Source organism: Peptostreptococcus sp., from assembly GCF_977045075.1.
Map to the genome: position 1 here is coordinate 1 of NZ_CDRRTB010000036.1, position 14,591 is coordinate 14,591.

A 14,591-nucleotide genomic window follows, 5' to 3' on the forward strand; every position below is an offset into this window, starting at 1 on the left:
TTCCCACCGCAAGGTTAAGATCCCAGGAAGACTACCTGGTTGATAGGTCAGAGGTGTAAGTGCAGCAATGTATGTAGCTTACTGATACTAATAGATCGAGGACTTGACCAAGGATATCATTGGATATCACTAGAATTCAGTTTTGAGAGTATAATCTCAACTTTAGATTCCATAAGGAATATAGAGCTTTATAGTTACATATTTGATGTAACACCTTGTTCCAAGGTAGCTCAATGGTGGAGCAACCGGCTGTTAACCGGTAGGCTGTGGGTTCGAGCCCCACCCTTGGAGCCATTGAATATCGCGGGGTGGAGCAGTTGGTAGCTCGTCGGGCTCATAACCCGAAGGTCGAAGGTTCAAGTCCTTCCTCCGCAACCATTAAAAAATATTTTGTTACCATGGCTCCTTGGTCAAGCGGTTAAGACACCGCCCTTTCACGGCGGTAACAGGGGTTCGATTCCCCTAGGAGTCATAATGTGGGAGTATAGCTCAGCTGGGAGAGCATCTGCCTTACAAGCAGGGGGTCACAGGTTCGAGCCCTGTTACTCCCACCATTAATGCGGCCTGGTAGTTCAGTTGGTTAGAATGCCAGCCTGTCACGCTGGAGGTCGAGGGTTCGAGCCCCTTCCAGGTCGCCATTTAATCAATATGCGGGAATAGTTCAGCGGTAGAGCGCGACCTTGCCAAGGTCGAAGTCGCGAGTTCGAATCTCGTTTCCCGCTCCAATTTTATGGGTGCATAGCTCAGCTGGATAGAGCAACGCCCTTCTAAGGCGTGTGTCCGGGGTTCGAATCCCTGTGCGCTCATTAAAACTCTTTATCGTAATGATGGAGAGTTTTTTTTATAAAATAAATAAATTATCCTGATTTTTATGGTAAAGTATACTTAGGAAAGTAGGTGGAAGATGTGTTATCGTTTGATTTGATTTTTAATAAATTTTTTCAATTGATCTATAGGATAAGTATAAATGATGTAGTAGATATATTGATAGTAGCATATCTATTTTATAAGATATTGAGGTTTATAAAGGATACCCGTGCTGAGCAGCTATTTAAGGGAGTAATAATACTACTAGTTGCAACCCAGGTCAGTGGTATGCTGAAGCTACACACACTTTATTGGATACTTGTAAAGATATTGGAGGCAGGTTTTATATTGCCATTTATTATATTCCAACCAGAGTTAAGGGCAGGCTTAGAGCACCTGGGCAGGAACACAAACCTATTTAGGTTTGGTACGCAAGCCAAGAGCGCCTATGAGCTGAATGTAGAGAAGGTGATTTCTGAGATGCTTGGCGCAGTATACGATATGGCAGGAAGAAAGATAGGGGCCCTATTAGTATTAGAGGGAAAGACTAAGCTAAATGAAATTGTCGAAACAGGTACTGAGATAGATGCCAAAATAACTAAGCAGATCTTATGTAATATATTTATTCCAAATACGCCACTTCATGATGGGGCAGTGATAATTAGGGATGGGAAAATTAAGTCAGCCGCATGTTTTTTGCCACTAACCCAGAGGAAGGACCTTAGTAAGGATCTGGGAACAAGGCATAGGGCAGGTATAGGTGTAAGTGAAATATCAGATTCCTTGATCCTGATAGTTTCAGAGGAAACCGGTCATGTATCTATTGCTAGGGCAGGAAAGATATATAGGGATGTCAGCAAGGAAAGGCTGGCAAATATATTAAAGAACTTTTATAAGAATAATTCAGAAGAAAAAGGCTTAGGTCTTGTAAAAGATATTTTTAATAAGTAGCTAGGGGGTGCTGAATTTGAGTAAATTTAGGCAAAAAGCCAAGGGAAACATCAAATCAAAGATCATATCAGTATTAGCAGCACTTGCACTCTGGTTATACGTTTTGGCTGTAGTAGATCCAGATGAGAAGAAGGTAATAGTTGATATACCTATAACTATAAATAAGATAAATCAAATAGAAAATGAGGGTTTTGTAGTATACCCGAAGGCGGATTTTAAGACAGATATTACACTAGAAGGTAAGTTGTCAGAGCTACAAAAACTAACTAAGGATAACATAGATATTTATGGAGAAATCAATAATCCTGTTGAAGGGAGTAATGTTGTAATCCTGAAGACTAATATATCCAACAGGGTGTCTAGAGACTTAAAGGATTCTTCTATAGTAGTTAACCTTGAAAAGAGGACAAAAAAGCAAGTTGATGTAAGGGTCAACCTAAAAGGTAGTCTAAAGGATGAGGTTATAAATACTAGAACAAGCTATAAAAAAGTAAGTGTGGCTGGGGCTATGTCCTTAGTTGAGAAGGTGGACTATGTTGGTCTAGACTTAGATACTGATAAGCTCGATACTGAATCTGACTTTGCTTTTAATAAGGAAGTTCAGGCAAAAGCCTATGATAAAAAGGGAAATATCCTAGATTTGGATATAAATGTAAAAAAAATAACAGTCTCTGGTGAGTTTAGTCAAACTAAAAGTGTAGCATTGAGAATCGATTACGATGGAAGTCTATATGATCCTGATTCCTATGCTATTTCTCCAGAAAAAATAGCTATTGTCGGAAGTAGTGAAACTTTAAAAAATATAGACTACATTAAAACAAAAAAGCTGACAGATGATAATTTTGGAGATTTTCTGAATAAAAAAGTAGAAATTGCTTTACCAGAAGGTGTAAAGCTAAAAAATGAAAATACTGAAATACTATTAATTAAGAAATAGAAAACAGTGAATTATTACTTGATAATTTGTGAGAATATCCTTATTTTTTAAGCTGATAAAATATAATTATATTATCTTATTTAATATAATTTCTGTTGAAAATACAAATGGACAAATATTTGGAATATTTTAATTAAATTATAAAGTAAAGTAAAATATGGAATTTGCTTAATCATATTAAAAACTAACAAAATTGTTAATTTAATATTTTTATTGCAAGTTCCTTATTTTAGTTATAGAATAATATATAGGAAAGACTAATTAGCAATTTTTTTTCTTACCTATTACCAGTTGAAAACTTGTTGGATAATGTTTTCAAGATATAAAAAAGTAAAAAAAATATTTCCTGACGTGCAAATGACTAGCAATAAAAAAAGTTTGCTAAATATGAAGGATTTTATTCATTTTTATTAATTTATAACTAGTAATATGAATTTGTCGATAATTGAGGAAAACCCTCTTGTAGGATCACACATCTAGAATCTTAAAAGGAGCCTTGGGAAAAAGTTTTTATTAGATTAGATGGGTGCTATTATTGTGAGTGGTCTCTAGGATTAATTGGCAGGTTTAGCAATAAAATTTATTCAGTTAGAGTTAAATAGGAGGATACAATGAAGGAAGTTTACAGAATTTTAACTATCAACCCAGGTTCTACGTCGACTAAGATTGCCGTGTATGATAACGACAAAGAGGTTTTTGAAAAGACTCTTAGACATTCATCAGAAGAAATCGGCCAGTTCGAAAATATTTCTGACCAGTTCAACTTCAGAAAGGACGTTATAGAGGGAGAACTTAAGGCTGCAGATATCAAGCTAGAAGAGCTTGATTGCGTAGTAGGTAGAGGTGGTCTACTTAAGCCAATAAAGGGTGGTACATATAGTGTGACTGAAAGTATGCTAGAAGACCTTAGAGTAGGAGTTTCAGGACAGCATGCATCAAATCTTGGTGGAATTATTGCAAACGAATTCTCAAAGGAATTAAATATACCAGCATTTATAGTTGACCCAGTTGTGGTTGATGAAATGTCTGACCTAGCTAGAATATCTGGTACAGCTAGCATAGAAAGAAAGAGTATATTCCATGCTCTTAACCAGAAGGCTATAGGTAGAAGATTTGCTGGAGAAATAGGTAAGAAGTATGAAGACCTTAACTTGATAATAGCTCACATGGGTGGAGGTATATCAGTAGGTGCTCATAGTAAGGGAGCAGTAGTTGATGTTGCTAATGCTCTAGATGGTGAAGGTCCATTCTCACCTGAAAGAAGTGGTGGAATCCCAGTTGGTTCTGTAGTAGACCTATGCTTCAGTGGCAACTATACAGTATATGACATAAGAAAGATGATAACTGGTAACGGAGGTCTTGTTTCTTACTTAAATACAAATGATGCTAGAGAAGTAGAAGCTATGATAGAAAAGGGTGACAAGAAGGCTGAATTAGTATATGAAGCAATGGCTTACCAGGTAGCTAAGGAAATCGGTAGCTGTGCTGCAGTACTTTCAGGAAAGGTAGACGGAATTCTATTAACTGGTGGTATAGCATATTCTAAGAGCTTTACAAAGATGATAACTGATAGGGTTGGATTCATATCTGAGGTTAAGATATACCCAGGTGAAGACGAAATGATAGCCCTTGCTCTAGGTGGATTAAGAGTTCTAAAGGGAGAAGAAAAGGCTCAGAATTACGACGAGCAGTAATTGAAAGTCTTTGAATATTTGTCACAGATTGTAGGCCTTGCCTATCTGGAGATTGAGTATTTGGATAAAGGAGAAGGCAACAAATGGAGAAAACAAAGAGAATCAGAATAATAACAGGCCACTATGGAAGTGGAAAGAGTGAGTTTACAGTAAATTATGCATTACAGTTGAGGAAAGAAGTTGAAGGTCCGCTTTCAATTTCTGACCTTGATGTTGTTAACGTATACTTTAGGTCTAGGGGGAAGAAGGAGTTCCTTGAGGAAAACGGAATCCACCTTATATCTAGCTCAGTAGATGCACCGACGTTGGATATACCAGCGCTTTCTGCGGAAATACATACACCATTATTAAACCAAGAACACAATAATATAATTGACCTTGGTGGCGATAAGGTTGGTGCAACTGTTATTGCAAGATATAGAAATATGATTAAAGATGACGATTACGATATGTTCTTCGTTGTCAACGCAAACAGGGAAAAAACACAGAATGCAGAAGAAGTAATGAAGTATATTGATGAGATCGAAACAGCTTCAAATCTTAAGGTTACAGGTTTAATCAATAATACTCACATGCTTAAAGCTACTACAATTGAAGATATAGAGAAGGGGCAGGAGGTCTGTCGTGAAGTATCAAAGCAGAGAAATATACCTATTAGGTTTATATCTTGCCTTGAGTCATTAGTCGACCAGATTCCTGAGGACTTCGAGGGTGATGTGGTACCTATTCATCTATATTTGAGAGATGAGTGGATGATGTAGTTTGTGTTTTTATAAATAATTTTAGATTTATTTTATTTTAAGGAGGCAATACAAATGGCTAAAGGTAGAGTGTCTTTTGATCAGAAGTACTGTAAGGGTTGCGGTCTATGCATCTCAGTATGTCCAAAAAAGATTATTGAGCTTGATCTGTCTAAGGTAAATTCAAAGGGATATAATCCAGCTCACGTTGAAAGAATGGAAGAATGCATAGGATGTTCAAGCTGCGCATTGATGTGTCCAGATGCAGTAATCACAGTAGAAAGAGATTAATTTAGGGGGGATTTTAAATGGCTAAGATACTAATGAAAGGTAACGAAGCATTCGGTAAGGCAGCTATGGTTGCAGGATGTAAGTATTTCTTCGGTTACCCAATAACTCCACAGAGTGAGTTACCTGAATATTTATCAAGAGAATTACCAGCAATAGGCGGAACATTCGTTCAGGCTGAATCAGAAGTTGCTGCTATAAACATGGTTTACGGTGCAGGCGGATGTGGTGCGAGAGTACTTACTTCATCATCTTCACCAGGTATTGCATTAAAGCAGGAAGGTATAACTTACTGTGCAGGTGCAGAAGTTCCATGTGTTATACTAAACGTAGTGAGAGGTGGCCCAGGACTAGGATCAATCCAGCCTTCACAGTCAGACTACTTCATGACAACTAGAGGTGGTGGTGACGGTGACTACAGAACACCAGTATATGCTCCAGCAAGTGTACAGGAAGCATGTGACATGATAATGGATGCATTTGATGTTGCAGAACTATATAGAACTCCAGTTCTAGTATTACTAGACGGTATGATCGGACAGATGATGGAACCAGTTGACTTTGATAAGCCAAGAAAGCAGAGAGAACTTCCTTCTAAGGAAGGTTGGGCTACTACTGGTACTAAGGGACAGAGAAAGCCAAATATCATAAACTCTCTATACCTTTCTCCAGAAATTCTTGAAGAGCACAACTACCATCTACAGAGAAAGTACGATGTAATCGAAGCTAACGAACTTCAGTATGAAATGGATAGAACTGAAGATGCTGAATTAGTGTTCGTTGCATACGGTACTATGGCGAGAGTTGTTAAGAACTGCGTAAATGAGATGAGAGAAGAAGGTTATAAGGTAGGTCTAATCAGACCTAAGACTGTATGGCCTTACCCATATAAGGCATTTGATGAAATACCAGCTTGTAAGAACCTATTCGTAATCGAAATGAGTTTAGGACAGATGGTAGAAGATGTTAAGTTAGGTTCTAATGGTAGATATCCAGTTCACTTCTATGGTAGACCAGGTGGTATGGTACCAGAACCAAAAGAAATAATCGCAAGAGCAAAGAAAATCATGGGAGGTGTTAAGTAATGGCTGTTATATTCAAAAAGACATCAGGTTTAACTGACGCGCAGACACATTACTGTCCAGGATGTACTCACGGTATAATCCACAGACTAGTTGCTGAAGTATTAGAAGAAATGGACGTTGTAGGATCTGCAATAGGTGTAGCTCCAGTTGGATGTTCAGTTCTAGCATATAATTATTTTAACTGTGACATGCATGAAGCAGCTCATGGTAGAGCTCCAGCATGTGCTACAGGTATAAAGAGAGTTAATCCAAACAATACAGTATTTACATACCAGGGTGACGGTGACCTTGCATCAATCGGTGCTGCAGAAATCGTTCACGCTGCAAACAGAGGTGAAAAGATAACTGTTATATTCGTAAATAACACAACTTACGGTATGACAGGTGGACAGATGGCTCCTACTACACTAATCGGTGAAAGAGGAACAACTTGTCAGTCAGGTAGAGATCCAGAACTACACGGATATCCAATCAGAATTTCTGAAATGCTTTCTACACTAACTGGTGCTAGATATATCGAAAGAGTTAGAGTAGATACTCCAGCTGAAGTTAGAAAGGCTAAGAAGGCTATAAGAAAGGCTTTCGAAGTACAGATGGCTGGTTTAGGTTTCTCTATGGTAGAAGTACTTTCTACATGTCCTACTAACTGGGGTAAAACTCCTGTAGATGCTCTTGAATGGTTAAGAGAGAACATGGTTCCTTATTATCCAGTTCAGAACTTCAAGGACATTGATATAGAAGCTGCATTAGCAGAAAAAGCTGCAAAGGAGGAAAAATAAATGAGGACATCTAGAGTTATTTGTGCAGGTTTCGGTGGACAGGGTGTAATGTCTATGGGTCAGCTAATGACTTATGCCGGAATGCTTGAAAATAAAGAAGTTTCTTGGTTACCATCTTATGGTCCAGAAATGCGTGGTGGTACTGCTAACTGTGCTGTTACAATTTCTGACCAGCCAGTAGGTTCTCCAATCATCACTGATGATGCGACAGCTGCTGTTATAATGAACTCTCCATCTTTAACTAAGTTCGAAGGTGACGTAGTTCCTGGTGGCGTTATACTAATCAACAGCTCACTTGTACATGAAAAGTGTAGCAGAGATGATATAGAAGCTTACTATATAGATGCTAACGAATTATCAAATGAATTAGGTGGACCTAAGTTTGCCAACATGGTAATGCTAGGTGCTTTCCTTGCAGTTGATGATAGTGTTAACATAGAATCAGTTCTTGAAGCCTTCAAGAAGGTTTTCGGAAAGAGAAAAGAAAAGTTCATACCAGTTAATAGACAGGCTCTTGAAGCAGGTTACAACGCTGTTATGTCTCAGAAAAAATAATAAATTAGTTTATTAATAGGGAGCGACCTTTAGGGGGGTCCCAGTAATCAGGGGGTATATATTCTATGAATGTATATCCCCTAATTTATTTGTCTTGAATTTATAATCTAAGTGCAACTAAAAATATCTAATAAAGGCCTAAAAACCATGTATAAATACATTTTTTGTGATAAAATAGATTATATATGGGAATTTTTATAAAGGATCCATAATTAAAATTGACAAATAAGGTGGTAGCATATATGAGGAAATATTTTGGTACAGATGGAGTAAGAGGGGTAGCAAATACAGAGCTTAATTCCTCTTTGGCCTACAGGTTAGGTAGGGCAGGTGGCTTTGTCTTAACGAAGGAATGTAAAAGTGATGAAAGGGTTAAGGTAGTAGTTGGTAGAGACACTAGAATCTCGGGTGATATGCTAGAGGCGGCCCTAATTGCAGGCTTGATGTCAGTTGGTTGTGATGTAATAACAGTAGGAGTAATACCTACACCAGCGGTTGCATATTTGACTAGAAAGTATGGGGCTAATTGTGGTGTGGTTATATCAGCATCTCATAATCCAGTTGAGTACAATGGTATAAAGTTTTTTAATGATAAGGGCTTCAAGCTAGATGATGAAATAGAGCTAGAAATAGAAAAGCATATAGACGACGAAAATCTACTAGACAAGTGGCCAGTGGGTTCAGATGTTGGTAGAAAGATATATGAGCACAATGCTGTTAGGGACTATGTAGACTACCTGAAGTCACACATAGATGGAGACCTAAAGGGTCTAAAGCTTGTTTTAGACTGTGCTAATGGTGCAGCCTATAAGGTGGCTCCTATGGCATATAGGGAGCTAGGTGCTGAGGTAATAGAAATACATTGCCAGCCAGACGGTAATAATATAAATGACAAGTGTGGATCTACACATCCAGAATCACTACAGGCTAAGGTTGTAGAAGTAGGTGCCCACATGGGTATGGCCTACGATGGTGATGCAGATAGATTGATTGCAGTAGATGAAAAGGGTAATATAGTAGATGGTGATAAGATTATGGTAGTGAGTGCCATAGATATGAAGTCGAAGGGCCAGCTAAAGAATGATACCCTAGTCGTTACTGTAATGAGTAATATAGGATTAAGAATTGCTGCTGAGGAAAATGGAATCAAGCTGGCTACTACTCAGGTTGGCGATAGGTATGTACTTGAAGAGATGATAAAGGACGATTACAGTCTTGGTGGAGAGCAGTCAGGTCACTTGGTATTCTTGGATTATAATACTACGGGTGATGGTACTATGTCATCTTTAGTCCTAGCATCAATAGTAAAGTCCAAGGGAGAGGCTCTTTCCAGTATAGCTGGTGTAATGGACCAGTACCCTCAGGTCTTGGTAAATGTTAGGGTTCAGAATGAGTACAAGAACAACTATATGGAAATTGAAGAGATAGCTAAGAGGATAGATGAAATAGAAAAAGAAATGGATGGCAAGGGTAGGGTCCTAATCAGACCATCTGGAACAGAGCCACTAGTAAGGGTTATGTTAGAGGGTAAAAATGAAGACCATATTTACGGCTTAGCCAAGGGACTTGCAGACCTAATAGATGAGAAGATAGGATTGAAATAGCCCGAAAAATTTCCTAGGGTTTTGGATTAAAAAATATTCAAAAAGAATTTAAGTGATTGAAATTTTGCCACTGATTTGATATAATAAGGAGATGTATGCACATCTCCTTGGGTGGAAAACCCAATCGCATGTGTGTACTATAATTTGATATCATTTATAAACCTTGGAGTAGGTTTCTGTGGCAGACATAAATCTTGCCACTATAAGTGGAGTCGGATTGAAAATTTTAAGCTTTATAAATGACAGCAAAGTTGGTGGAGGATCTTCCCAAATAGGGATATATAAGAGGGATGGCCTTAGCACCATTGATGAGTATACGGGAAAGATTTACAAGGATTATTAGTGTTAAGTTAAGAGGAGAAATTATGCCAAGAATTAGAGTAAAAAAGAGCGGTCCTTTGAAGGGTACCCTGAAAATAGATGGAGCAAAAAATGCTGTACTACCTATTATTGCAGCTACGATACTAGCAAGGGGTAAGTGTACTTTGAATAGTGTACCAAGTCTAAGAGACGTACATGTAATATCAGATCTTTTAGCCCACCTGGGTGCGGATGTTAATTATAAGGATGGATGTCTAGAAATAGATACTTCAGGTATAAACACATATGAGGCTCCATATGAGCTAGTAAAGAAGATGAGGGCATCCTTTGTAGTTATGGGTCCACTATTGGCTATCTTTAATCACACGAAGATTTCTATGCCAGGAGGATGTGCAATTGGTACCAGACCGATAGACCTACATTTAAAAGGATTTAAGGCCTTGGGCGCTGAAATAATAATGGACCATGGCTTTATAGAAGCCAGGGCTGATAAGCTAGTTGGAAATAAGCTGTACCTTGACTTCCCATCGGTTGGTGCTACTCAGAATATAATGATGGCATCAGTACTAGCTGATGGTGTAACAATTATTGAAAATGCGGCTGAAGAGCCTGAAATAGTCGATTTGGCAAATTTTCTAAACGAAATGGGCGCTTCTGTTAGGGGTGCTGGTACAAATACAATAAAGATAAAAGGAGTGAAGTCTCTTCATGGGGCTGAGCACACGATAATACCTGATAGGATAGAGGCTTCTACATATATGGTGGCAGCAGCCATGACAAAGGGTGATATAGTCCTTGAAAATGTAATTATTGACCACTTAAAGCCAGTTATAGCAAAACTTTCTGAAGCAGGTGCTACAATTGAAGAGGGTGAAACATCAATCAGGGTAATAGGGCCTGATAAGATAAAGCCTATAGATATTAAGACCCTACCACATCCTGGATTCCCTACAGATGTACAGGCCCAGTTTATGGCCATGCTGACAGTTGCTGAGGGTACAGGTGTAGTAATAGAGACGGTATTTGAAAATAGGTTTATGCATGTAAATGAATTTAATAAAATGGGAGCCAATATAAAGATTGATGGCAGGAGTGCAGTAGTTAATGGAGTAGACTGCCTAAAGGGAGCAGACGTAGTAGCTACTGACCTTAGGGCTGGAGCAGCCCTTATCCTATGTGGCCTAATTGCTGATGGTACTACTAATGTAGGTGAAATATACCATATACAGAGGGGCTATGTAGACATAGATAAGAAGCTGAGAAGTATAGGCGGAGACGTTGAAATAGTTGAAGATTAATTAGTCGTATACGGAGGTTTGTGATGGCAGGAATGGATATTGGAATAGATTTAGGTACTGCGAATGTATTAGTAGTAGTAGATGACAAGGGTGTTGTTTTGAATGAACCAGCTGTAGTAGCTGTTGATAATAGGATGGACGAGATCATAGCCGTGGGTCATGAGGCTTACAAAATGATTGGTAGGACTCCTAAGGATATAGAGGCTATCAAACCAATGATGAATGGTGTAATATCTGACTATGATAATGCAGAAAAGATGTTACGTGGCTTTATCAATATGCTTGGTGAAAGTAAGGGTATGGGCAAGATTGTAATGCCTAGGATTATGGTATCAGTGCCTAGTAAGATAACTGATGTAGAGAGAAAGGCTGTCCAGGATGCCACTAAGCAGGCAGGGGCAAGAGAAGTCCTATTAATTGAAGAACCTATAGCAGCAGCAATAGGGGCAGGTATAGATATTACTGTACCAGGTGGTCACCTAGTAGTAGATATAGGTGGTGGTACTTCGGATGTAGCCGTTATATCTCTTGGAGGAACTGTAATCAGTAAGTCTATTAAGGTTGGTGGTAACAGGTTTGACCAGGATGTTATCAGGTACATCAAGAAGAATTACAATGTAATTATAGGTGAGAGAACTGCCGAAAAGATAAAGAAGGATATAGGTTGTGCCTATAGACGTCAGGAAGAAAGGTTTATAAAGATAACAGGTAGGGACTTGACTAATGGTCTTCCAAAGTCTATAACTGTTAGCTCTTTTGAGATAATGGATGCTATGAGCGATAGCGTTGCCCAGATTACTAACCTAGTAATCAAGGTCCTACAGGATACACCACCCGAACTAGCATCTGACATAGCAGAAAGGGGAATCGTCCTAACTGGAGGAGGCGCCCTACTATATGGCATGGACAAGAAGATTTCTGAGGTTACTGGCTTAAAGGTAAGGTTGGCAAGTGAGCCAATTAACTGTGTTGCCCTAGGTACAGGTATAGCCCTAGGATCTGTAGAGCTACTTGAAATAGCAGGAACTGTTTAAATTTAAAAATTAAATCTTGACTTTTAGGAGTCATGATGATAACATAGTCATATAATTAAATAAGATCTTGATTACCTTATCAAGAGTGGCTGAGGGACAGGCCCTATGAAGCCCGGCAACCGGAAGTATTTACGGTGCTAAATCCTACAAGATATGTATATCTTGAAAGATGAGGTTTGCTATTTATTGTGTAAATAATGGCCTCTTCTTTTGAAGAGGCCAATTTTTATTATAAGGTAAATTGAGGAAGAGTTGTATTAAAGTATATAGTATTTTATGAAAGGAAGAAGAGATGGCGAGACATTTATTTACATCAGAATCAGTAACAGAAGGGCATCCAGACAAACTTTGTGACCAGGTATCAGACGCGATACTTGACGCCTTGATTGAAAAGGATCCAAAGTCTAGGGTAGCGTGTGAGACAACAGCTACAACAGGGCTAATATTAGTAGCAGGAGAAATATCTACAAATGCCTATGTAGATATTCCAAAGATAGTAAGAGAAACAGTAGAAGGCATAGGATATATTAGGGGTAAGTTTGGTTTCGATGCCGAAAACTGTGCAGTAATCACAGCTATAGATGAGCAGTCAAATGATATCGCTATGGGTGTTGATGAAGGTTTGGAATCAAAGGAAGGCGAGAATATAGAAGATGAGATAGAAAAGGTTGGTGCAGGTGACCAGGGTATAATGTTCGGTTTTGCTTGTAACGAGACTCCAGAATTAATGCCATTACCAATATCTCTTGCCCACAAGCTATCAAGAAAGCTTACTGAGGTTAGAAAGTCAGGAGAAATAGCCTACCTAAGACCAGATGGTAAGACTCAGGTAACTGTTGAGTACGAAGAGGATACACCAGTAAGAGTACATACAGTATTGATATCTGCCCAGCATGACCCAGATACTACAAATGACCAGATTAGAAAAGACCTTATAGAAAAGGTTATAAAGACTACAATACCAGCAGACCTATTGGACGATGAAACTCTATACTACATCAACCCAACGGGCAGGTTCGTTGTGGGTGGACCACACGGAGATACAGGCCTAACTGGCAGAAAGATTATCATAGATACATATGGTGGATATTCTAGACATGGTGGTGGTGCCTTCTCAGGAAAGGACCCAACAAAGGTAGATAGGTCAGCTTGCTATGCAGCAAGATATGTTGCCAAGAATATAGTGGCAGCAGGCCTTGCAGACAAGTGTGAAATAGAGCTTGCCTATGCGATAGGTGTAGCGAGACCACTATCAATATTTGTTGACACATTTGGCACAGGAAAGGTATCTAATGAGAAGTTAGTTGAAATCGTAAAGGAAAACTTCGACCTTAGACCAGGTGCTATTATAAAGAACCTAGACCTGCTAAGACCAATCTACAAGCAGGTAGCTGCTTATGGTCACTTTGGTAGAACTGATGTAGACCTACCGTGGGAAAGAACTGATAAGGTTGAGACTTTAAAGGCTTATTTATAAAAATATAATAATGTTAGCGTTGGATGATGATTTATTTCTCTTCCAGCGCTAATTTTTTTGGAAAACAGAAGTATTTGTAAAATTAGTTTCTAATATTTTTAGTAAAGTTTGTCTTTTTATTAGGTAATATGTTAAACTTTATATGATATGTAATAGTATGAATTATAGTTTTTTGACCGGTAAATAAAAAGGATATGGCTGAAAGGATATAGAATAATGTTCAATTTATCAAACACAATCAAGAAATTATCACTGCTAGCAGTAGTTTTACTACTAGCCCTAAGCTTAGGGGCCTGCAAGAGCCAGGACAAGGAAACAAAGAAAGAAGTCAAGGTTGAGAGTCTAGATGAAAGAATTGCCAAAGCATACAAGCAGGTCTTGGACAAGGCAGATAAGTATGACTATCAGGATGAAGGTCAGGAAGCTAGAGAATATGAATACGCAATTGTAAAGATGGATGGTGAAAAGATACCCCAGCTATTACTTTCAAAGAACTCTGACCTAAGGTACGTAAAGGTATTTTCCTATAATGAAAAGGAAGAGAAGCCAATTGAATGCAGTGAATCAATAGTCTACGGTGCTGCAGGAGTAGGAGGTTTTAGGGGAGATATAATGTCTAGAAGCGACTATAAGGGTCTAGAATATATTGAAACATCTAGTGGAACAGGTGATACAAGTGTAGAAAATATAAGTATAGAAAATGGTCAATTAAAGCGTGAGACCAAATGGGAAGGCAGGTATGACCAAATGCCAGAAGATGATAGCACCCAAGAGATAGTATGGTCAAAAATAAATGATAAAAGTCAGCTTGAAAAGATAGCTGGTAAAGAAATCACTTCAGACGGCGAAAGTACTAGTAAGGATAGAATACAAGCAAAGGAAAGAGATAAGGAATCAAAGTCTACTGCAGGCTCAAATAAAGAGAAGGTCCAGGCCATGATTAGGGAAGAGAGAAAAGCTGGAAGGCTGGTATTAGATGGAAAAATTAGGATATTAACATATATGCAGGTACTGGAAGTAC

Annotated in this window: 14 protein-coding genes, 7 tRNA genes, 1 rRNA gene and 1 riboswitch; all 22 genes read left to right on the forward strand. The window is 38.5% G+C overall.

Going from position 1 to position 14,591, the window contains the following annotated elements:
• Positions 1-111 (forward strand): 23S ribosomal RNA (locus ACW6OJ_RS04370); the annotation flags it as partial.
• Between the two features lie 108 nt (positions 112-219).
• Positions 220-294, forward strand: a tRNA-Asn gene (locus tag ACW6OJ_RS04375).
• An 8-nt stretch (positions 295-302) separates the two neighbouring features.
• Positions 303-378: transfer RNA gene (locus ACW6OJ_RS04380), tRNA-Met, on the forward strand.
• Positions 379-400: 22 nt separating this feature from the next.
• A tRNA-Glu gene (locus tag ACW6OJ_RS04385) sits at positions 401-472 on the forward strand.
• A 6-nt stretch (positions 473-478) separates the two neighbouring features.
• A tRNA-Val gene (locus ACW6OJ_RS04390) sits at positions 479-554 on the forward strand.
• A 7-nt stretch (positions 555-561) separates the two neighbouring features.
• Positions 562-638: transfer RNA gene (locus ACW6OJ_RS04395), tRNA-Asp, on the forward strand.
• A 12-nt stretch (positions 639-650) separates the two neighbouring features.
• A tRNA-Gly gene (locus ACW6OJ_RS04400) sits at positions 651-725 on the forward strand.
• Positions 726-732: 7 nt separating this feature from the next.
• A tRNA-Arg gene (locus tag ACW6OJ_RS04405) sits at positions 733-806 on the forward strand.
• A 100-nt stretch (positions 807-906) separates the two neighbouring features.
• On the forward strand, positions 907-1,758 hold the full coding sequence (cdaA, locus tag ACW6OJ_RS04410) for a diadenylate cyclase CdaA (protein WP_293700233.1): 852 nt from the start codon (positions 907-909) through the stop codon (positions 1,756-1,758).
• Positions 1,759-1,774: 16 nt separating this feature from the next.
• The gene (locus ACW6OJ_RS04415) at positions 1,775-2,695 is read left to right on the forward strand and encodes a CdaR family protein (protein WP_456095872.1); all 921 of its coding nucleotides are present in this window, start codon (positions 1,775-1,777) and stop codon (positions 2,693-2,695) included.
• Between the two features lie 611 nt (positions 2,696-3,306).
• Positions 3,307-4,389, forward strand: a complete 1,083-nt coding sequence (buk, locus tag ACW6OJ_RS04420) for a butyrate kinase (RefSeq protein WP_293700237.1) — start codon at positions 3,307-3,309, stop codon at positions 4,387-4,389.
• An 83-nt stretch (positions 4,390-4,472) separates the two neighbouring features.
• Positions 4,473-5,150 carry an ATP-binding protein gene (locus ACW6OJ_RS04425; protein ID WP_456095873.1) on the forward strand — a complete coding sequence of 226 codons (678 nt, stop codon included), beginning with the start codon at positions 4,473-4,475 and terminating at the stop codon, positions 5,148-5,150.
• Positions 5,151-5,204: 54 nt separating this feature from the next.
• Positions 5,205-5,420, forward strand: a complete 216-nt coding sequence (locus tag ACW6OJ_RS04430; RefSeq protein WP_293430312.1) for a 4Fe-4S dicluster domain-containing protein — start codon at positions 5,205-5,207, stop codon at positions 5,418-5,420.
• 17 nt (positions 5,421-5,437) lie between these two features.
• Complete coding sequence (locus ACW6OJ_RS04435; RefSeq protein WP_293700240.1) at positions 5,438-6,502, forward strand: 3-methyl-2-oxobutanoate dehydrogenase subunit VorB; 1,065 nt, start codon at positions 5,438-5,440, stop codon at positions 6,500-6,502.
• The gene (locus tag ACW6OJ_RS04440; protein ID WP_293430316.1) at positions 6,502-7,281 is read left to right on the forward strand and encodes a thiamine pyrophosphate-dependent enzyme; all 780 of its coding nucleotides are present in this window, start codon (positions 6,502-6,504) and stop codon (positions 7,279-7,281) included. Before ACW6OJ_RS04435 ends, ACW6OJ_RS04440 begins: the two co-directional genes overlap by 1 nt.
• On the forward strand, positions 7,282-7,836 hold the full coding sequence (locus ACW6OJ_RS04445; RefSeq protein WP_293430318.1) for a 2-oxoacid:acceptor oxidoreductase family protein: 555 nt from the start codon (positions 7,282-7,284) through the stop codon (positions 7,834-7,836). It abuts the gene before it with no gap.
• 242 nt (positions 7,837-8,078) lie between these two features.
• On the forward strand, positions 8,079-9,440 hold the full coding sequence (gene glmM / locus ACW6OJ_RS04450; RefSeq protein WP_456095874.1) for a phosphoglucosamine mutase: 1,362 nt from the start codon (positions 8,079-8,081) through the stop codon (positions 9,438-9,440).
• 178 nt (positions 9,441-9,618) lie between these two features.
• Positions 9,619-9,783, forward strand: coding sequence for a hypothetical protein (locus ACW6OJ_RS04455; protein WP_455104660.1), 165 nt, complete (start codon positions 9,619-9,621; stop codon positions 9,781-9,783).
• 22 nt (positions 9,784-9,805) lie between these two features.
• Positions 9,806-11,059 (forward strand): UDP-N-acetylglucosamine 1-carboxyvinyltransferase, encoded by a 1,254-nt coding sequence (gene murA / locus ACW6OJ_RS04460; protein WP_456095875.1) that lies wholly within the window; start codon positions 9,806-9,808, stop codon positions 11,057-11,059.
• Positions 11,060-11,082: 23 nt separating this feature from the next.
• A complete protein-coding gene (mreB, locus tag ACW6OJ_RS04465; protein ID WP_293425910.1) occupies positions 11,083-12,093 on the forward strand; it encodes a rod shape-determining protein in 1,011 nt (336 codons plus the stop codon).
• Between the two features lie 73 nt (positions 12,094-12,166).
• A riboswitch (SAM riboswitch) is annotated at positions 12,167-12,269 on the forward strand.
• Between the two features lie 116 nt (positions 12,270-12,385).
• The gene (gene metK, locus ACW6OJ_RS04470; RefSeq protein ID WP_293425912.1) at positions 12,386-13,570 is read left to right on the forward strand and encodes a methionine adenosyltransferase; all 1,185 of its coding nucleotides are present in this window, start codon (positions 12,386-12,388) and stop codon (positions 13,568-13,570) included.
• A 216-nt stretch (positions 13,571-13,786) separates the two neighbouring features.
• On the forward strand, positions 13,787-14,591 hold an 805-nt coding region (locus tag ACW6OJ_RS04475), incomplete at its 3' end, for a hypothetical protein (protein WP_456095876.1).

Coding starts and splice junctions, on each gene's coding strand:
- metK (WP_293425912.1), top strand. CDS start 12,386: ATGGCGAGACATTTATTTACATCAGAATCAGTAACAGAAGGGCATCCA.
- glmM (WP_456095874.1), top strand. CDS start 8,079: ATGAGGAAATATTTTGGTACAGATGGAGTAAGAGGGGTAGCAAATACA.
- ACW6OJ_RS04425 (WP_456095873.1), top strand. CDS start 4,473: ATGGAGAAAACAAAGAGAATCAGAATAATAACAGGCCACTATGGAAGT.
- ACW6OJ_RS04440 (WP_293430316.1), top strand. CDS start 6,502: ATGGCTGTTATATTCAAAAAGACATCAGGTTTAACTGACGCGCAGACA.
- ACW6OJ_RS04445 (WP_293430318.1), top strand. CDS start 7,282: ATGAGGACATCTAGAGTTATTTGTGCAGGTTTCGGTGGACAGGGTGTA.
- mreB (WP_293425910.1), top strand. CDS start 11,083: ATGGCAGGAATGGATATTGGAATAGATTTAGGTACTGCGAATGTATTA.
- ACW6OJ_RS04435 (WP_293700240.1), top strand. CDS start 5,438: ATGGCTAAGATACTAATGAAAGGTAACGAAGCATTCGGTAAGGCAGCT.
- buk (WP_293700237.1), top strand. CDS start 3,307: ATGAAGGAAGTTTACAGAATTTTAACTATCAACCCAGGTTCTACGTCG.
- murA (WP_456095875.1), top strand. CDS start 9,806: ATGCCAAGAATTAGAGTAAAAAAGAGCGGTCCTTTGAAGGGTACCCTG.
- ACW6OJ_RS04430 (WP_293430312.1), top strand. CDS start 5,205: ATGGCTAAAGGTAGAGTGTCTTTTGATCAGAAGTACTGTAAGGGTTGC.